At 48.6% G+C, this 18,423-nt stretch carries 15 protein-coding genes; 6 read left to right on the forward strand and 9 right to left on the reverse strand.

Annotation, left to right across the window (positions count from 1 at the left end; genetic code table 11):
• Positions 1 to 9: 9 nt before the first annotated feature.
• Both O6P33_RS03775 and O6P33_RS03780 read right to left on the reverse strand, forming a co-directional pair.
• Positions 10 to 789 (reverse strand): TatD family hydrolase, encoded by a 780-nt coding sequence (locus O6P33_RS03775; RefSeq protein WP_269818913.1) that lies wholly within the window; start codon positions 787 to 789, stop codon positions 10 to 12.
• A gap of 87 nt (positions 790 to 876) precedes the next feature.
• Entirely contained in the window at positions 877 to 2,460 is a 1,584-nt protein-coding gene (locus tag O6P33_RS03780; RefSeq protein WP_269818914.1) for a peptide chain release factor 3, read from the reverse strand.
• Between the two features lie 220 nt (positions 2,461 to 2,680).
• Between O6P33_RS03780 and O6P33_RS03785 the strand changes: the two genes are divergently transcribed.
• The 3 genes from O6P33_RS03785 to O6P33_RS03795 all read left to right on the forward strand — a co-directional run bounded on the left by O6P33_RS03785 (position 2,681) and on the right by O6P33_RS03795 (position 7,047).
• Positions 2,681 to 4,510: an ABC transporter ATP-binding protein gene (locus O6P33_RS03785; protein WP_269818915.1), complete on the forward strand. Its 1,830-nt coding sequence runs from the start codon at positions 2,681 to 2,683 to the stop codon at positions 4,508 to 4,510.
• A 107-nt stretch (positions 4,511 to 4,617) separates the two neighbouring features.
• Positions 4,618 to 5,250 carry a LysE family translocator gene (locus O6P33_RS03790; RefSeq protein WP_269818916.1) on the forward strand — a complete coding sequence of 211 codons (633 nt, stop codon included), beginning with the start codon at positions 4,618 to 4,620 and terminating at the stop codon, positions 5,248 to 5,250.
• Positions 5,251 to 5,493: 243 nt separating this feature from the next.
• Positions 5,494 to 7,047, forward strand: a complete 1,554-nt coding sequence (locus O6P33_RS03795; RefSeq protein ID WP_269818917.1) for a methyl-accepting chemotaxis protein — start codon at positions 5,494 to 5,496, stop codon at positions 7,045 to 7,047.
• 129 nt (positions 7,048 to 7,176) lie between these two features.
• Here the strand turns inward: O6P33_RS03795 and O6P33_RS03800 are convergent, their stop codons facing one another.
• The 4 genes from O6P33_RS03800 to O6P33_RS03815 are packed head-to-tail and all read right to left on the reverse strand — an operon-like array spanning position 7,177 to position 10,807.
• Positions 7,177 to 8,931 carry a flotillin family protein gene (locus tag O6P33_RS03800; RefSeq protein ID WP_269818918.1) on the reverse strand — a complete coding sequence of 585 codons (1,755 nt, stop codon included), beginning with the start codon at positions 8,929 to 8,931 and terminating at the stop codon, positions 7,177 to 7,179.
• Between the two features lie 40 nt (positions 8,932 to 8,971).
• Positions 8,972 to 9,637, reverse strand: a complete 666-nt coding sequence (locus O6P33_RS03805) for a YqiJ family protein (RefSeq protein WP_269818919.1) — start codon at positions 9,635 to 9,637, stop codon at positions 8,972 to 8,974.
• Positions 9,637 to 10,305, reverse strand: coding sequence for a PspA/IM30 family protein (locus O6P33_RS03810; protein WP_269818920.1), 669 nt, complete (start codon positions 10,303 to 10,305; stop codon positions 9,637 to 9,639). Before O6P33_RS03810 ends, O6P33_RS03805 begins: the two co-directional genes overlap by 1 nt.
• Positions 10,298 to 10,807, reverse strand: coding sequence for a hypothetical protein (locus O6P33_RS03815; RefSeq protein ID WP_269818921.1), 510 nt, complete (start codon positions 10,805 to 10,807; stop codon positions 10,298 to 10,300). Before O6P33_RS03815 ends, O6P33_RS03810 begins: the two co-directional genes overlap by 8 nt.
• Positions 10,808 to 11,295: 488 nt before the next feature.
• On the opposite strand from O6P33_RS03815, the gene O6P33_RS03820 reads away from it, so the two are divergent.
• The gene (locus O6P33_RS03820; protein WP_269818923.1) at positions 11,296 to 12,459 is read left to right on the forward strand and encodes a type III PLP-dependent enzyme; all 1,164 of its coding nucleotides are present in this window, start codon (positions 11,296 to 11,298) and stop codon (positions 12,457 to 12,459) included.
• Positions 12,460 to 12,526: 67 nt separating this feature from the next.
• Here O6P33_RS03820 and O6P33_RS03825 read toward each other — a convergent pair whose 3' ends face one another.
• Both O6P33_RS03825 and O6P33_RS03830 read right to left on the reverse strand, forming a co-directional pair.
• Positions 12,527 to 14,719, reverse strand: a complete 2,193-nt coding sequence (locus O6P33_RS03825) for a TonB-dependent receptor domain-containing protein (protein WP_269818924.1) — start codon at positions 14,717 to 14,719, stop codon at positions 12,527 to 12,529.
• Positions 14,720 to 14,892: 173 nt separating this feature from the next.
• Entirely contained in the window at positions 14,893 to 15,612 is a 720-nt protein-coding gene (locus O6P33_RS03830) for an SIMPL domain-containing protein (protein ID WP_269818925.1), read from the reverse strand.
• 147 nt (positions 15,613 to 15,759) lie between these two features.
• Between O6P33_RS03830 and O6P33_RS03835 the strand changes: the two genes are divergently transcribed.
• Complete coding sequence (locus tag O6P33_RS03835; RefSeq protein WP_269818926.1) at positions 15,760 to 17,028, forward strand: ATP-binding protein; 1,269 nt, start codon at positions 15,760 to 15,762, stop codon at positions 17,026 to 17,028.
• A 14-nt stretch (positions 17,029 to 17,042) separates the two neighbouring features.
• Positions 17,043 to 17,603, forward strand: coding sequence for a response regulator transcription factor (locus O6P33_RS03840; RefSeq protein WP_269818927.1), 561 nt, complete (start codon positions 17,043 to 17,045; stop codon positions 17,601 to 17,603).
• Positions 17,604 to 17,660: 57 nt separating this feature from the next.
• Here the strand turns inward: O6P33_RS03840 and crp are convergent, their stop codons facing one another.
• Entirely contained in the window at positions 17,661 to 18,308 is a 648-nt protein-coding gene (gene crp, locus O6P33_RS03845; protein ID WP_269818928.1) for a cAMP-activated global transcriptional regulator CRP, read from the reverse strand.
• Between the last annotated feature and the right edge of the window lie 115 nt (positions 18,309 to 18,423).

Raw genomic sequence — 18,423 nt, forward strand, 5'->3', positions numbered from 1 at the left:
CGGTCGCCTTTAAGCGGATAGATTTAATAAACGCTGCACATTCTTACTGGTTTGTGCAGCAAGCTCCGCACTGCTAATGCCGAGCACCGCAGCCAGTTGCTGACAAATCTGTGGTAATTGCTCTGGGCTGTTGCGCTGGCCAGTTGCGAGCCAGGCGGGCGGCATATCAGGGCTGTCGGTTTCTAAAACGATGTGCTCTAAAGGTAAGCGTTTTAACACACCTTGTAGGCGCGTTGCTCTTGGCCAAGTGGCAGCGCCGCCAAAACCCAATAAAAAGCCCAACTTGATATATTCCATAGCCTCTTCATAGCTGCCGGAAAATGCATGAATAATTCCCGCGCGGGGCAGTTTCGCTTGCTTTAAGCAAGCAGTGACCTGAGCGTTGGCACGCCGAGCGTGAATAATCACCGGTAAATTAAACTCAGCGGCTAATTCCAGCTGCTGTTCGAATAGATCGATTTGTCGCTGGCGATCAAGGTCTGTTAACAAGAAATCCAGCCCAATTTCCCCCACCGCGCAAAGTTTGGGGTGATCTTGATAACGGGTTAAATACTCGCGCAGTGCCAGCAGGTCTTGGTTGTGATGTTCAGCGAGAAAATAGGGGTGTAAACCAAAGGCTGCATAGAGGCCAGCGTTGGTTTGGACAGTATTCCAGAGGCGTGGCCAATGTTGCCGTGAGATGCCAGCAACAATCATTTTTCTAACCCCAAGGGCTTGGCTGCGAGCAATCACCGCAGCACGATCATGATCAAAGGCAGGAAAGTCGAGATGGCAGTGGCTGTCAATCATTAGGGCTGGCCTCCAATAAAAAGCGAAGATCAAAATCTTCGCTTTTAGAATGCAGGCTACTGGCTGTTTAGTCCAGCGACTGGCGGCTTAGTGGGATTCACGGGCGGCTAAGAATTTAATGTCCGGCCAACGCTCTTCCATAATGCTCAGATTCACTCGAGTGGGCGCCAGATACGTCAGGTGACCACCGCCATCAATGGACAAGTTCTCATGGGCCTTGTCTTTAAACTCTTGCAGCTTTTTCTTATCGTCGCATTCAATCCAACGCGCCGACCAGACGTTAATACTCTCGTAAATACATTCCACTTTGTATTCTTCTTTCAGGCGGCTGGCGACCACATCAAACTGCAGCACACCAATGGCGCCGAGAATAATGTCGTTGTTGCGCTGGGGAAAGAACACCTGGGTCGCACCTTCTTCGGCCAACTCTTGCAAGCCTTGGCGCAGTTGCTTAGCGCGCAGTGGATCAGACAGGCGCACACGGCGAAACAGTTCTGGAGCAAAGTGCGGTACCCCAGTAAAGGACAGCTCTTCACCTTCAGTAAAGGTATCGCCAATTTGAATAGTGCCGTGGTTATGCAGACCAATAATATCGCCGGCATAGGCTTCTTCAAGGCGTTCACGGTCGCTGGAGAAGAAGGTCAGGGCATCGGCAATACGGATGTCTTTATTGATGCGGGCATGACGCATCTTCATCCCTTGCTCATATTTACCTGAACACACCCGCATAAAAGCAATACGGTCGCGGTGGCGCGGGTCCATATTGGCTTGGATTTTAAACACAAAGCCGCTGAAGGTTTCTTCGCTGGGCAGTACTTCACGCTCCAATGCCATGCGCGGCTGTGGTGCTGGCGCCCAGTCGACAAAGGCATCTAAGACCTGATCGACACCAAAGTTGCCCAGGGCAGTACCGAAAAACACCGGAGTCATTTGGCCTTGCAGAAACTCATCATGCTCAAACGCATGACAAGCGCCTTGCACCAGCTCCAACTCTTCTAAAAAGTCATCGTAGAGATCACCGATATGCGCGCGCGCTTCATCGCTGTCGAGATGCTTAATAATTTTGGCATCCGTGCGTTCGTGACCGTGACCGGACGAGTAGACATAAATCACATCTTCAGTGAGGTGATAGACCCCTTTAAATTCACGGTAGCAGCCAATTGGCCAAGTGATGGGCGCAGCTTTGAGGCCAAGGACTTCTTCAATTTCATCCAGCAACTCAATGGGGTCACGGATATCGCGGTCCATTTTGTTAATAAAACTGATAATCGGCGTATCACGCATACGACACACATTCATCAAGGCGATGGTGCGCGGCTCCACCCCTTTACCACCGTCGATCATCATCAAGGCACTGTCCACCGCCGTTAGAGTGCGATAGGTATCTTCCGAGAAGTCTTCGTGACCTGGGGTGTCGAGCAGGTTAATCATGTGTTTGCGGTACGGGAACTGCATCACCGAGGTGGTAATGGAAATACCCCGTTGTTGTTCCATGGCCATCCAGTCCGAGGTGGCATGGCGATCCGATTTACGTGATTTAACCGTACCGGCAATAGAAATGGCTTGTCCCATCAGCAATAAGCGCTCGGTAATGGTGGTTTTACCGGCGTCCGGGTGGGCAATAATAGCGAACGTACGACGTTTCGCGACTTCGGCAGCCTGTTTGCTCATGCTGATAGCGCCTCAAATAAAAGAGTTCAAAAATTAGCCGAATATTATAGCGGACTTACTGGCATAGATGGAAACAGGCAAGGCCAATCCTGCGTATAAATACAGGCACCGAGTAAATTTACAGTGCGAGCTGTGCATTGAGTTAGAATAGCGGGCTATGCACGCTGCACCGTAATACAGGTTGCTGGGCGTGTTGAATCCTTTATAGGTAAGAGTGGTTATGGCCTGGTTTGATTGGTTTGAACGTCGCATTGATCCTTATCCAGAAGAACCCTTGGTTCTGAAACGGGTCAGTATTGGTCATTTTATTTTGGCCTGTGCGCGGGGCTCTGGCGTGTGGCTGTTTTTCTTAGTCCTGTTGAACGCCGGTTTTGGGGTGTTTGAGGCTGTACTCTTTCAATTGATGGGGAAAGTTGTGGACTGGATGACACAGCTGGGCCCTGAGCAATTCTGGTTGGATAAAAGTGGGCCGTTAATGGCCATGCTGTTGCTCATCGCGCTGAGTCCATTGTGGGTGTTACTGACGAATAATGTGCGCTTTCAAACTTTGCAGGGCGTGCTGCCGATGCGTTTGCGCTGGCAATTTCACCAGTTGCTGCTCAGTCAAAGCATGCAGTTCTATCAAGATGAGTTTGCTGGGCGCATTTCGGCGAAGGTGATGCAAACAGCCTTGGCGGTGCGTGACACCATTATGATTTGTGCCGAAATGCTGGTCTATGTGGTGATTTACTTTTTGACCACTGCGGTTATTTTATTCAGTTTTGATGCTTGGCTGTTACTGCCTTTTGTCGCTTGGCTGGTTATTTTTGCCCTTGTATTGTGGTTTTTTGTACCGCGCATGGCATTGCTGGCGCGGGATCAGGCTGATGCGCGCTCGTTAATGACTGGGCGTATCACCGATGCTTACTCAAATATTGCCACAGTGAAGCTGTTTTCCCATGGTGGCCGTGAGGCGGGTTATGCCAAGCAAGCCATGCAAGAGTTTATGGGCACAGTGCATGCGCAAATGCGCTGGGTAAGTCACTTAGAGTTGCTCAATCACAGTTTGAATATGCTCTTGGTTGGCGGCACCGCGGCCTTGAGTTTGTATTTGTGGCAGCAGGATTTAATTGCGGTGGGTGCAGTCGCTGCGGCTATTGCCATGGCCTTACGGCTGATTGGCTTATCGCATTGGGTGATGTGGGAAGCGACGATGCTGTTTGAAAACCTGGGCACAGTGCAGGATGGCATCAATACCATCAGTAAGCCGGTTAAGCTGCTGGATGCGCCCAATGCCAAGGCATTGCAGGTACCACACGGGGAGATTGAATTTAAACAGCTGTGTTTTCAGTACCGCAACGGCAAGCCCTTGATGGTTGATTTTAATTTGCACATTAAAGCAGGGGAGAAAATTGGTTTAGTCGGACGCTCTGGCGCAGGTAAATCCACTTTAGTGAATATTTTGCTGCGCTTTTATGATATTCACAGTGGTCAGATTTTAATCGACGGCCAAGACATTAGCCAAGTTACCCAGCAGTCATTGCGGCAGCACATTGGTATGGTGACGCAGGACACTTCGTTAATGCACCGCTCAGTGCGGGATAATATTGTCTATGGCCGCCCCGATGCCACGCAGGCAGAGTTGCAGCAAGCCATTGAGCGGGCGCAAGCGGCTGAGTTTATTCCGTCACTGTCGGATGCCGAAGGGCGCACAGGCTTGGATGCCCATGTCGGCGATCGTGGCGTGAAGCTGTCTGGTGGTCAGCGCCAACGTATCGCCATTGCCCGAGTGATGCTCAAGGATGCACCAATTTTACTTTTAGATGAAGCCACCAGTGCTTTGGATTCAGAGGTCGAGGTGGCCATTCAAGAAAGTCTGTATGAGTTGATGGCTGATAAAACTGTGATAGCCATTGCCCACCGACTTTCCACCATTGCTGCCATGGATCGTTTAGTGGTGATGGATCAAGGTCGGATTGTAGAAATTGGCAGTCACCAAGAGCTATTGGCCAAAAACGGTTTGTATGCACGTCTGTGGAATCGCCAGTCCGGTGGTTTTTTGGGTGAGTAAACTTTGATGTTAAACAGTGCTGCGAAAGCTGAATTGCACAGGTTGCTGGCTGTAGATCATGGGTGGCTGCAGGTGCACTTTGCTGCGTCTAGATTAAGGATGATTGCATGAATTACTCGCTTCTCTTGGCTTATATTATCGCTATTGTGGTATTGATTGGCACGCCTGGGCCGATTGTTGCATTGGTGATTAATGCGGCCTCGCGGCATGGCTTTAGATATGCGCTGAGTACGGTGCTGGGCAGCAACATGGCTTCGCTAACCCTGCTGGCTGCAGCTGCGCTGATTGTCTCTGGGGTCATCGCGCTGGATGGCAATAGTCTGCAGTGGATCAGTTTGCTGGGTTGTGGCTTTATTGGCTGGATGGCTGTGCAGGGTTTACGCACTGAATTAACACAGAAGAATACGCAGCCGGCAGCCACGTCGCGCACAACTGTGAGGCGTCACTCAGGGTTTTTTAATGGGTTTTTTCTAGGGATTTCAAACCCGAAAGATATCGTTTTCTTTGTTGCCTTTTTTCCGCAATTTATTAGTGTGACCAGTGATTTTAAAGTCAGTCTCGTGCTGCTGACTGCACTCTGGATGCTAGTGGATTTTGTGATTTTATTGAGCTATGCAGTGTTGATGGGCGGTGGTTTTTTCCAGCAACATAAACGCAGTATCTCACTGTTGTCATCCGCCTTTTTACTCTTGATTGCCCTTTTGGGTATCATTTATACCCTCGTCGGCTGGAGCGCTTAAAGGGAACAGCGCAGCTTATTAAACCGCGCGCTTAAAGCGTTACTGAATCTGGCTTGTTTAATCCGCAGCGCGCACTTTTTTCGCGTATAATTTGTGCTATCTCGGATATTTCTTCATTTGTATTTTCATTGAGCCAGCAGACATTCAGTCTTGCTTGGGCTCTGCTTACAATTTTCTAGGTCGCAGCCGGCCGAGCCCTTTGCTGAGCTCAGGCCTGCTTGCGCCAAAATTAAGGTCAATACCATGCCCGCTGCCCGCCCAGTAACACAGCGTGAAAAACGCTTTGCTCCAGAGATGAAACTCATTTCTGCGACAGATTTAAATGGTGTGATTACCCATTGCAATGATTGCTTTGAAAATATCAGTGGCTTTACCCGCAATGAACTTGTTGGCCAGCACCATAATATTGTACGTCACCCTAATATGCCTAAAGAGGCGTTTGAGGTCATGTGGAAGCATCTAAAGGCTGGTCGGCCATGGATGGGGTTGGTGAAAAATCGCTGCAAAAACGGCGATCATTACTGGGTCAGCGCCTATGTCACTCCAGTAACTGAGTGTGGTGAAGTGGTGGGCTATGAGTCAGTGCGCTCATGCCCTGAGCGGGCTGATATTGCCCGCGCAGAAAAACTGTATGCGCGCATGAATCGTAAGCGTCGACAGCTGCAAGTGCCACGTTACTTAAAACAGTTGATGGGTGCGGTTGGCTTTATTATTCCGGCATTGATTTTGGGTTACAGCGTTTCGCCATTGGCCAGTACCCTGTGGCTGATTGCCGCCTTATTGGCTTTTGGTGGCATTCAATATTTACAGTATAAACATGACTTAGAGCTGATCAGAAGTGAGCTGCATGGTGTGTTTATGCACCCTTTAGCGGCCAGCACTTATACTGATCAGCAAGGAATGACTGGAAATATCATGGTAGGGGTGATGAGTTTGCGCGCCCACTTGGATGCGGTCCTGACCCGTATTGAAGATGCCTCGCGGCAAGTGACTGAGCAATCACGCTTAGGCTTGGCATTGACTGAAACGGCCCGTGAAGAAATGCTCCACCAAAGTCAGCAAACAGAGCTTGTGGTCACCGCCATGCATGAAATGTCACTGGCCATCCATGAGATTTCAGACAATGTGCAAAAAACTGCAGACCAAGCGGGGCATTCCAGTGATTTAGCTGACCAAGGTGTGAGTATTGCGCAAGTGACCCGCAGCTCAATTGAGCAGCTACGTGACACTGTATTAGCGATTGGGCAAGCTGTGCAGAGCTTAGCTGCGCAAACCGATGCCATTGCCCGAGCTGCAGTCTCCATTGAGAGTATTTCTGACCAAACCAACTTGTTGGCGCTCAACGCGGCGATTGAAGCGGCCCGCGCTGGTGAGCATGGCCGTGGCTTTTCGGTGGTGGCTGATGAGGTGCGACTACTGGCTGCTAATACGCGCGAGTCGGCACAAAATATTCGCCAGATTGTGGCTGAATTAAGCACTCAAGCCAGCACTTCGGTAAAGGTTGCCGAAGAAGGTGCCGCAGATGCGCAAATGGGCTTGCAGCGTGTGCTTGAGTCAGAAAGTATGCTGGCGGGCATTGTTGTTGCAGTTAACCGAATCTCAGCAATGTCTGAGCAAATGGCAACAGCGGTAGAGGAGCAAGCAATGGTCTCACAGGAGGTTAATCGGCAAGTGGCAGATATTGCTGGGTTATCAGAGCGTAGTTTACAGCGCACTCAAGAGAGCGCGACAAGCATCCGCAATTCGCAGCGGGTCTCTGAGCAGTTGCATGAGCTGGTTAATCGCTTTCGGCAGTAAGTATAGAAATGGCAGTGGTAAGTTCTTAATTTTTACAAAGTGCTATGGCTGTATTGGAGTAATCTTTTTGTACGTGGTGACTGTGCAATACAGCCATCACGTACAAAAACGATAAGCTTTAGAGCTGTTTTAGTTCAGCGCAGTCGGCTTGTTCATCGCTTCTGCCATGCCGTTGATATCAGCACCTTTTAGGCCGATTTCTGACAGCAATGAATCTAGGATTGGTGCTTGTGCTCGATATCTAAGCGCACTGCTTACCACTTGGTCAGCTAGCGAACCGCTGTTAGCGGGCTCTGCCGCCGTACCTGTGTTGTTACCGTCTGCAGCGCCATTTTGTCCCAAACCATTGACGTGCAAAATCTTGATGTCACTGATCTGCTCCATTGGCTTAACGCTTTGTGCAATGATTTCAGGTAGGTGTTGAATCAGTGCCATGCGCACTTGCATCGCGATCTGCTCAGGAGAGAGCATATTGGCCGCATCGTTAATGGCTTTCTTACCTTCTGCTTCAACTTTATAGCTGCGCTCTTTGGCATCGGCCAGTAGTACTTCTGCATCGGCCTGTCCCTGGGCACTTAAGCGCTGCTTATCGGCTTGACCTTGTGCGTTAACCCGCACTGCTTCAGCTTGGTCTTCGGCCGCCTTTTTCTCTGACTCGGCATTGACTACCAGTTTAATTGCTTCTTTTTCAGCCATTTGCCGCGCCATAATAAGTTCGACTTGTTTGGCACGCTCGGCTTGTTCAGTTTGACGGACGGTAATTACCGCTTCTTCTTGCTGTACCGCTAAAGCTCTGGCTTTGTCGGCTTCAGCTTTAGCCTCAGACTCTGCACGCGATTTTTCTGCGATAGCGATGGACTTGTCCTGAGAAGCCAGTTCAATGGCTTTTTGTCGGTTGACTTCAGCTTCTTCGACAGCACGCTGCTTAGCAATTTCCATCTCGCGCACAGCCCGTTCTTTTTGGATAGTTTCCGCATCAATATCCCGATCTGCAACAATACGCTTTAAGTCGATCTCGCGCTGAGCGGCAATTTTAGCCTCTTCTGCTGCACGCTGTTTCTCCGCTTGCTCACTGGCAATTTCTGCCATTTGTGATGCACGACGGATCGACACTTCGCGCTCTTGTTCTAAACGCGCATACTCTTCTTCACGCAAAATATTGAGTTTGCTACGTTCAGCTTCTAAGTTTTTTGTTTTGATCGCTAAGTCAGTTTCTTGCTCAATATCGTTGCGAATTTTACGACGTGACTCAATGGCTTGGGTGAGTTTGGTGAGGCCTTCAGCATCAAAAGCATTTTGCGGATTAAAATGCTCAAATGCGGTTTGATCTAAGCCTGTTAGGGAAACCGATTCCAACTCTAAGCCGTTTTTTAATAAATCTTCAGATACCACATGCTGCACTTTTTGCACGAAGTCGACGCGCTTCTCATGCAACTCTTCCATTGCCATTTCTGCCGCGACAGAGCGTAAAGCATCAACAAACTTACCTTCCACCAGCTCTTTAAGCTCGTGTGGATTCATGGTTTTTAAACCCAGAGTTTGCGCTGCATTAGCGATAGATTCTGTGGTGGGTTTAACGCGAACATAAAACTCTGCGGTGACGTCAGCGCGCATACGATCGCGGGTGATCAATGCCTGCTCATTAGCGCGGCGCACCTCAAGACGTAAGGTGTTCATGTTTACTGGGATGATTTCATGCAGCACCGGTAGAACAATGGCACCACCATTCATAATGACTTTTTCGCCATTAAATCCGGTGCGCACAAATGATACTTCTTTAGAAGCGCGTTTATAGAGTCTGGCTAGGATTAAACCTAGCGCCAACAAAGTGATAAGCACCGAGCCGGCAATGATTGTGATATTGATTAAGTTGCTGTTGAGCATGTTTAAAATCCTAGTCCGTTTAGATATATAGGTTGTATTTTTATTCGGTTAAGTGAGGGTTGGAGTTGCGTATGCCGCGATAAATGGCGCCTTCACGTGAGAGTACTAAAACAGCAGTGCCTTGCTCGAATACATGGCTAGCATCATCAGGCTCAAGTTGAATGTAATGGCTGTAGCCATGCTGATCTTTGACCCGGGCTTCTGCCGGGTATCCATAGGCTGCGGTGCCTAAGGTGATTGTCGCGATGCGCCCGATTAAGCTTTCTGAGCTGACCGCGGTGGTTTCATCTTTGGGCATGAGCCATTGCAGTAGTCCGCCACAGGTGCGCACGAGCGGCAAACTCAAGAGCATGATCAATGGCGCAGCAATCCAGCCCGGTGCTAACCATCCGCTCAGCTCATGCAAAATGTTTTGTACGATCAGACCAAGTAAGCCAAAGCACAGCAGAAACACCATCAATAGCATCAGCAATGGCACTTGACCGACCCGCAACCAGCCAAGAAAGCGGCTCAAAGCCGATTGCGCATCCAGTTGTGCAACTTCTGCATGAGGTGAAAAATCAGTTTCAGGCAGCACACTTTCGAGAAGGTTTGATATACCAAGACCGAACAGCATGCCTACGCCTTCTAGTAGTGCAATCATCAGCATTAACAGTAATGCCGCACTAAAAGCGATATTTTCACTGGCCAGTATCATCGCAAGCATTAGCTTTGCTCTGCTTTAAGAGCAGCTAAACGTTCGGCAATTCTGTTGTGACGGGCGAGTTCGTCCAGTTCGGCAAGTTTGCTGGCGCTGGTCAGCGACACATCGCGCCCGGCAATACCTGTGGCTTTTTCAAGCACACGGTCAAAGCTTGCACCTGCACGGTTGGCTTTATCGGCTGCGCTATCGCCTTGCTTGCTGGCAACACTGGTGGCACTTACAGATGCTGCACGTGTTTGTAGAAAGGCGTTTAATTCAGACTTCATTTCGCGCTTTTTCGCTTGTAGCGCTTGAATAAAACCTTCCAGTTCTTTTTCTCTAGCAGTAGCATTGGCAATGCTGAGTTCGAGCACAGGCATCCGCGCTTCAATGTCGATTTGTTCGGCGATGCCAGCTTCGGCTAGATCATCGCGGCTATTGGCTACGGCGACATGCAGTTGCTCAGCTAAAACTTCATAGCGATTGTTTTCTTCAATCAGCTTTTTGCTAGCTAAATGCTTCTGCGCGATTTGCTGGCCCAACTCAGCTTGTGTATCAGCGATTGCTGAGTCGATTTCACGAATAGCTTGCTCCATAACCAGTTCTGGTGATGCATTTTCAACAGCATCAACTAATGCATTGACACTGCCACTCATCAGTCGAGCAACTCGACTCGTTATGCTTTCATTCATGCTTCTTCTCCATGTGATTTTGTTTGTACTCATGTAACAGTGTTGCTAAATCGAATGCGGTTTTTTGTTTTTTGTCTGCAGCGTACTGACTGGTGATTGCTAAAGGCAGCAGTAACGCATTGAGATAAAAAATTTTATCAAGCATGTCTGCATCGGCTGCTTGCAGTTCTTGTGTACTTAAGTTGGCGCTGCGTGCCGTTAAGGTTTGCAGGCTAGCAAACAGGTCAGGCAACGTATCAAGCACACGTAAAGTTGCATCAGGCAGGTAGTTCAGGGATTGCTGGCGTACCAGCAGTTGATGCTTCATTTTGCCAAACAGCTCTTGGGCTTGACTGAGATTTTGCGCATAGTCCTCACAGCTACCTTGTTGGCGTCGGGTTTCTGCAAGCAGTCCTCGTAGTTTCTCAGAGGGTGTGCGCGCACCGTCAAACTCTAGCGTGCTAATAAACTCGGCATCTTCAACACTAATGCGGGCACTAAAAGGGATGGTCTTGCCACTCACATGACTCTCCAGAGTTATTTAGCGATGGTTGGCGTCATTGTATTCAAATGAATACATAAGTAAATAAGCAGAGTGTGATGGGCTTAGCGTTCTCTGAGTTTGGTGATTTTGTAACGACTTTAGCCGCTTAAAGTGGCGTGTCTGCGTGGGCATACAAAACTGAGTAGGCTGGGTCGTCAGTTCTTTTTTTGATTTTTTATTGCTGATTAAATAAATATTTAAAATACTTATAGCGAATCAATCTTAAAATACTTTCTTTAAGGTTGCTATCGCTGAGGCATAGCCCTAAAGTGCGCGCCTAGAACGCTCATGCTGAAACGATCCATGCGGCTCAAGTACTGACGACGAGAGGTTGATAGCTTAGTGCTATAAATCCTCGGCGACGTGCCTTGGGAAGTAGGCGAACCAAAGTGGGGAAACGGATTCAGCGTTCGGATGTAATCCCTTATTTTCTTGATTTTGCCACGACCCACGAAGGAGTCTCGCTTATGTCCATTAATGTGGAAGATTATTTCGCACCCGCTACATTTAACAAAATGAAGGCGTTTGCTGATCAGCATGAAACACCATTTGTCGTTATTGATACCGCAACCATTGCGCGTGCCTACGATGAAATTGCTGATAACTTCCCCTTTGCAAAAATTTACTATGCAGTCAAAGCCAACCCTGCGGTTGAAATCACTGAGCTGCTCAATAACAAAGGCTCCAGCTTTGATATCGCCTCAATTTATGAGCTCGATAAAGTGCTGTCGTGTGGTGTGACGCCTGAGCAAATCAGCTTTGGTAACACCATTAAAAAAGCCCGTGATGTGCGTTACTTTTATGAAAAAGGTGTGCGCATGTTCGCCACTGACTCAGAAGCAGACTTGCGTAATATCGCTAAAGCCGCACCGGGCTCTAAAGTTTATGTGCGCATTTTAACTGAAGGTTCAGGCTCGGCTGATTGGCCGCTGTCACGTAAGTTTGGCTGCCAAACCGATATGGCCATGGACTTGTTAGTGCTGGCGCGAGAGCTTGGCTTAGTGCCTTATGGCGTCTCTTTCCATGTCGGTTCACAGCAGCGTGAAATCGGCTCATGGGATGCGGCGATTGGTAAAGTGAAAATCATTTTTGAACGTTTGCTCAATGAAGATGGCATTCGCTTGCAAATGATCAATATGGGCGGCGGTTTTCCGGCCAACTATTTGAACAAAACCAATACGCTTGAAGCTTACGCTGAAGAAATCACCCGTTTCTTAAAAGAAGATTTTGGTGATGAATTACCCGAGATTATTCTGGAACCGGGCCGTTCGTTGATTGCTAACGCCGGTATTTTGGTCAGTGAAGTGGTGCTGGTTTCACGCAAATCGCGCACCGCGGTGGAGCGCTGGGTGTTTACCGATGTGGGTAAGTTCTCAGGCTTGATTGAAACACTGGACGAGTCGATTAAGTTTCCGATTTGGACAGAAAAGCAGGGCGAGCTGGAAGATGTGGTGATTGCCGGCCCTACCTGTGACAGCGCCGATATTATGTACGAGAACTACAAATACGGTTTACCATTGAACTTGGCCAGTGAAGACCGCTTGTACTGGTTGTCGACTGGTGCGTACACCACCAGTTACAGCTCGGTAGAGTTTAATGGCTTCCCGCCGTTGAGGTCCTATTACTTGTAAGCCTATCAAACTAAAACCCCCGCTAGCACTGAGTGTTAGCGGGGGTTTTATTTGCGTTCTAGATTTATCAGAACTGATAGGTGGCGGACATCCACAGACGACGACCTTCTTCGATCGAACCTGTGGTGGATTTCCCTGAGTGGCTGTAGTCGGTGCCGTAGGCGAGATCACCGTCCTCTGTTATGTAAGGTTTCCCTTTAACAAAGTCTTTATTAAGCAGGTTGTAAATGGTGGCATTCAAAGCCAGCGCATCTGTGGCTTGGTAAGAACCACCCAGATGGAACAAGGTGAAGGCTTTAGTTTTGCTGCCAAGGGTGTTGTAAATCGATTGTTCTGTCTCACTTAGGTTCGCATAGCGGCTGGTAAAGCGTGAGCGCTCACCGCGGTATTCCGCATTTAACCAGAGTTTAAGCTTGTCATTGGCTTCCCAGTTTAAACTGGTGTTGGCTAAGTGACGTGGCGTATTGGTCAACTGCGCACCTTTGTTATCCCCGCTTTTTTGTTCACTGTCGGTATAGGTGTAGTTACCTTTAATGCTCCAGTCATCGGTGAAGTACCATTGGGCAGCCATCTCCACACCTTGGGTGACAGCATCATCGACGTTAATCTTCTGTGAGCACTCACTGTTACTATTGGTTGCACAAAGAGGACTGATAATAGGGTCGCCATTAGAGATCTTGTCTTTAAATTTATTGTGGAAGAGAGTGACGTTGGCATTAAAGTTGGCCAAGTTATCATAGTAAGCGGCCAGTTCAGTGCTGGTGCTTTTTTCTGGTTTTAAGTTTGGGTTGCCTATCGTAATTGTCTTGCCTTGGCGGGTTACACCATTTACGCCATTATGTAAGTCATTTAGATTAGGTGTTTTATAGCCTTTACTCACGCCCCCTTTTAAAGTCCAGTTGTCGGTAGTGTTCCAGACTAAATAAGCACGGGGGCTAAAGTTGCCACCGAATGCTTGGTGACGGTCATAACGGCCGCCTAAAGTTAGAGCAAGGTCTTCAGTCATATGCCATTCGTTTTCAGCAAAAACTGCCGCTGACTCTTGTTGGAATCTGTCTGTAGCAATGCCGTCTTCGAGTTTGGAGTCGGTGTACTGGCCACCAATGGTGGTTATATTGTTTTCAGTAATAGGGGCAACAAACTTAGTGTCAACAATCAGGTCTTTAGATTTTAATTTGCGCTTGTCACCAGCGATTACCCCGGGAATATTTTGGTTCGTAAGTTTACCCATAGTGCCAGGATTGGTACGCCCCAAAGTTTCGGTCATATTGTAAGTAATAGCACTGTCTAAAGTACCTAAGGCAAAACGGCCGGTATGGGTAAAGGCATATTGGTTACGTTCAAACTTCTGCTCATCGCTATAACCATTGGCTTTGGTTGGATCAGCGACATCACAACCATCTGCTGCATCATCACCTTTTTTACCGTCTAAGGTACCGAGCTGGCACTCATCATTATTGTAGCGTTGCCGGCCTTTTTCAAAGTCGATGGCAAAATCATGGTCATCATTGGGGGTGAAGTTGAGTCGCGTACCCAAGTTGAAGTTTTGCCCGTCAACTGGAGAAGGGCCACGCTTGCTGACATTAATCCCGCTGCCATAGGTAAGGTCGGATTTTTGCCGATCAAAAAAACTACCGCGCACGTTCATGCCCAGCAAGCCATCCACAAGCGGGCCGCTGGCATAAAAGCTGGTGCCGCCGGTGTCACCAAAGTCACGCTCTTCTTGGTAGGTATAATCAGCGCTGATACTACCGGACCACTCGCTGGCAACTTTTTTGGTGATGATGTTGATCACCCCACCCATGGCGTCAGAGCCATACAGCGTCGACATGGGGCCGCGGATCACTTCAATGCGCTCAATGGCCGACATGGGTGGCATAAAGCTGGTTGAGGTTTCATTAAAGCCGTTCGGCGTTACATTACCCGCAGGATTTTGTCGGCGGCCATCAATCAGAATGAGCGTGTAGTCACTGGGCATCCCACGAATGCTGATATTTAAGCCACCGGTTTTACCAGTGCCTTGTTTGATATCAATACCTTCCACATCTTCTAAAGCTTGGGCAAGGTTGCTGTAGCGTTTTTTCTGCAGATCAGCGTTGCTCACCACAGAAATACTGGCTGGCGCATCAGTGATTTTTTGTTCAAAACCAGAGGCAGTGACTACCGTTGGATCCAATTGGGCAGGGGTAGGGTTGGCAAAAGCAGTGCTGCTGGCGAGTACCGAGCAGGCTAGAAGTGAATACGTGAATGGGATGCGCATAACAGACTCCAGATAAGAATGTCGAGCATGCTAACGATTCTCATTTGGAATGTAAACAGTAGTGCGAATTATTCTTATTAAAGTTTTTAGTTGTACGTCTAGAGCAGCTCTCATTTTTGAGTGGTCTCGGTCTAGACAGCGCTAGGAGTGTGCCCAGTGCTGCCTAAATTATTTTAAGGGCGAGAAACTTCAATAACGCCATCAGCAATGATGCTCACTTGACTGCTACCGGCTTCTATTTCAGGTATCACAGCTGCTTCGTCAGACATTGATGCCGAGAGCATTTTAGCTGAGCGCGCATACATTGGTGGGCGTGAAAAACCATTACTGTTTAAGTTTAAACTCACTATTTTATAGCTGCTGCCGCCTAAGGCTGTAGTGATTAGTTGAGCGCGGTTTTGGAATGCACTAATGGCTTCTTGGAGCAGTTGGTCTTCGCTGCTGATTCGTGTTTTGGGGGCAATGCTAAATTGCATGTTGGCCATTTTTAATGTTTTTAACAGTTCGCCAGTGAGTGCTGATAGCTCGGAGAAGTCCGTGCTTTCTAAGCGTAGTTCTGCACGTTCGCGCCAAGCCGTGATTTTTTGGCCTTTACTGTCATGCACAGGGTAGCTGCTGCGGTTGCCCAGTTTTACATTAACGTGCGCTTGCTGGCGGGCCTTTGCAACCGCCTGATTTAACGCTTGGGTTACTGTTTCAGCGAGGCGGGCAGGGTCAGTATCCTGAGCCTCGGTGTAGAGGATGACTTGCATTTGATCGTGCGCGACTTCCTGTTGGGCTTCGGCGCGCAAAGACACTTGATTATAGGGTTGCTCGTTGGCTAATAGCGCAGGACTGGCGCTGAGCATGGCCAAAAATAGGGCAAAAGGTGTGGCGCGTAATCGCTTGATCATAATCACTCCGTGGAAATCTTAGCTACTGCAGATACTGACAGTATAGTCAGTTGGTGGTTCCCTGCCGGTGTTTTCTGTGACTATGGGTCGCAGTTTGCAGCGTTTAACCGTTGGGCGGTTATACTCTAGGGCTGTTAAGGAGAAATTATGCAAGCACCCACACAGCTGTTATCTGCCAGCCGGCAGAACTTATGGCGCTTGACCTGGATACGTCTTTTAGTTCTTGCGGCGCAGGCAGGTACGCTCGGTTTTGCCTATATGAGCGGTCTGGTGGTTTTGGCCTGGCTGCCGCTACTGGTGCTCTTGGGGCTATCTTTGAGCATGTGTATTTTGACTGGCTTACGCTTGCGTGCCAGCTGGCCGGTCACTGAGTTTGAGTTTGCTGCACACTTGGCGATGGACTTGTTTATTCACAGTGGTCTGCTGTACTACGTGGGTGGCTCTACTAACCCCTTTGTGGCTTATTACTTAGTGCCCTTGACTATTGCTGCAGCAACCTTGCCTTGGCTTTATTCCGTAGTGCTCAGCGGTTTAGCTTTGAGTGGTTATACTGCTTTGCTGATTTGGTATCGCCCCTTACATTTGCAAGGAGAGCAAGTGGGTGAGCTACTGATTACCCTGCATCTGTTTGGTATGTGGCTCAACTTTGCTTTATCGGCGGCCTTTATTACTTTTTTTGTGGCGAAAATGTCGCAAGCGGTGCGTGAGCAAGATCAGCTGCGCGCCGCGCGCCGCGAAGACAGCATGCGCGATCAGCAATTGCTGGCTGTAGCGACTCAGGCTGCTGGTGCTGCCCATGAGTTGAGCACACCTTTAGCGACCATGAGTGTGTTGTTAACGGAGTTGCGCCATGAGCATCGCGCGGAGGTTGAGCTACAAGAGGATTTAGTTTTACTGCAAGAGCAGGTAAAGATGTGTAAAGGAACTTTGCAGCATTTGGTGCGCGCCGCTGAAGCTGATCGCCGCCAAACCATTGCTGAGCAAAGTGTGACCAGCTGGCTAGAAGCAGCCTTGCAACGTTGGCATTTAATGCGCCCAGAGACCACCTACCGCTATCAATTGCTTGGCGAGGGTGTGGCGCCAACCTTGATGGCGCCGGTGGATTTAACCCAGGCGCTATTAAATCTACTCAACAATGCTGCAGACGCCTGTCCAGATAATCTGCTGATACGCTTAAGTTGGGATCAGCTGTGGGTGCTGATTACTATTCGTGACTATGGCGCAGGCGTTCCTTTGGCCATAGCTGAACAATTGGGCAAACCTTTTTTTACCACCAAGGGCAAAGGTTTTGGTTTGGGGCTATTTTTAAGTCAGATTAGCGTTACCCGTGCAGGGGGGACGGTAAAGTTGTATAACCAAGAGGGCGGGGGAACGTTGACTGAGTTACGTTTGCCGCGGATGCATACAATGCTTTAAGTGAGGAGTTGCAAGTGACTGAGGAAAACCTATTTGAAGGTGAAGAACAGCCGCATTTATTATTAGTAGATGATGATGAAACCTTTACCCGGGTTATGGCACGCGCAATGTCACGCCGAGGTTTGCGAGTATCCATAGCCAGTTCGGCAGATGAGGGCTTAGCATTAGCCAAAGTCGATATGCCGGATTTAGCAGTGTTGGATCTAAAAATGGAAGGCGACTCGGGTTTAGTGCTCTTACCTAAACTGCTGGAGTTGGATGCGCAGATGAAAGTGCTGATCTTAACCGGCTATTCGAGTATCACCACTGCTGTTGAAGCGATTAAGCGCGGTGCTGCCAATTACTTGTGCAAGCCAGCCGACGCTGACGATGTATTGGCTGCGTTGTTGTCTGATCATGCAGATTTGGCCACCCTGATCCCTGAAAACCCGATGTCAGTTGATCGTGTGCAATGGGAGCATATTCAGCGTATTTTAGCTGAACATGACGGTAATATATCGGCTACGGCGCGGGCGTTAGGCATGCACCGGCGCACCTTGCAGCGCAAGTTGCAAAAACGTCCGGTGCACCGTTAGGCATAAAAAAGGCCTGAGTATGACTACACAGGCCTTAGCTGAAATTGCTGCTAGGCGCTAACGCGTACCGAACACCACCATGGTTTTACCCTTAACGTCGACCAATCCTTGCTCTTCAAGGTTTTTCAACACGCGCCCGACCATTTCCCGCGAGCAGCCAACAATGCGGCCGATTTCTTGGCGGGTAATTTTAATCTGCATGCCATCTGGGTGGGTCATGGCATCGGGCTGTTTGCACAGTTCTAATAGTGCTCCAGCGACACGGCCAGTCACATCCAAAAAGGCTAGGTCGCCCACTTTACGGGTGGTGTTGCGCAAGCGATCAGCCATTTGGTTGCCCAAGGCATACAGCATTGTCGGATCTTGCTCGGTGAGTTCGCGAAATTTGGCATAACTGATTTCAGCAACTTCACATTCAGTTTTAGTGCGCACCCAAGCGCTGCGTTCTTGTTCATCTTTGCTGCTGCTATTAAACAAGCCAAGCTCACCAAAAAAATCCCCCGGATTAAGGTAAGCAATAATCATTTCTTTACCATCATCATCTTCAATTAAAATGGTGACAGAGCCCTGCAAAATGAAAAATAATGACTCGCAGCTATCCCCTGCATAAATAATAGTGCTTTTGCTAGCAAAACGACGTTTGTGGCAGTGTTCAAGTATTTTATCAATGTTCTTAATTTTTGGTGTCAGTGTAATGGCAACCATGTGTGCGGTACCCCAAGAGTGAATCAAGCCTTAATAAAGCGAGGCAAGTACTTTTGTTTTTATTATTATTGTCGTTTTTGTTATTCCTACAAGTGTGCCGTACTAATCATAAAGA

It is taken from the genome of Denitrificimonas caeni (genome assembly GCF_027498055.1).
GTDB lineage: Bacteria > Pseudomonadota > Gammaproteobacteria > Pseudomonadales > Pseudomonadaceae > Denitrificimonas.

Coding starts and splice junctions, on each gene's coding strand:
- O6P33_RS03775 (WP_269818913.1), bottom strand. CDS start 789: ATGATTGACAGCCACTGCCATCTCGACTTTCCTGCCTTTGATCATGAT.
- O6P33_RS03780 (WP_269818914.1), bottom strand. CDS start 2,460: ATGAGCAAACAGGCTGCCGAAGTCGCGAAACGTCGTACGTTCGCTATT.
- O6P33_RS03785 (WP_269818915.1), top strand. CDS start 2,681: ATGGCCTGGTTTGATTGGTTTGAACGTCGCATTGATCCTTATCCAGAA.
- O6P33_RS03790 (WP_269818916.1), top strand. CDS start 4,618: ATGAATTACTCGCTTCTCTTGGCTTATATTATCGCTATTGTGGTATTG.
- O6P33_RS03795 (WP_269818917.1), top strand. CDS start 5,494: ATGCCCGCTGCCCGCCCAGTAACACAGCGTGAAAAACGCTTTGCTCCA.
- O6P33_RS03800 (WP_269818918.1), bottom strand. CDS start 8,931: ATGCTCAACAGCAACTTAATCAATATCACAATCATTGCCGGCTCGGTG.
- O6P33_RS03805 (WP_269818919.1), bottom strand. CDS start 9,637: ATGCTTGCGATGATACTGGCCAGTGAAAATATCGCTTTTAGTGCGGCA.
- O6P33_RS03810 (WP_269818920.1), bottom strand. CDS start 10,305: ATGAATGAAAGCATAACGAGTCGAGTTGCTCGACTGATGAGTGGCAGT.
- O6P33_RS03820 (WP_269818923.1), top strand. CDS start 11,296: ATGTCCATTAATGTGGAAGATTATTTCGCACCCGCTACATTTAACAAA.
- O6P33_RS03825 (WP_269818924.1), bottom strand. CDS start 14,719: ATGCGCATCCCATTCACGTATTCACTTCTAGCCTGCTCGGTACTCGCC.
- O6P33_RS03830 (WP_269818925.1), bottom strand. CDS start 15,612: ATGATCAAGCGATTACGCGCCACACCTTTTGCCCTATTTTTGGCCATG.
- O6P33_RS03835 (WP_269818926.1), top strand. CDS start 15,760: ATGCAAGCACCCACACAGCTGTTATCTGCCAGCCGGCAGAACTTATGG.
- crp (WP_269818928.1), bottom strand. CDS start 18,308: ATGGTTGCCATTACACTGACACCAAAAATTAAGAACATTGATAAAATA.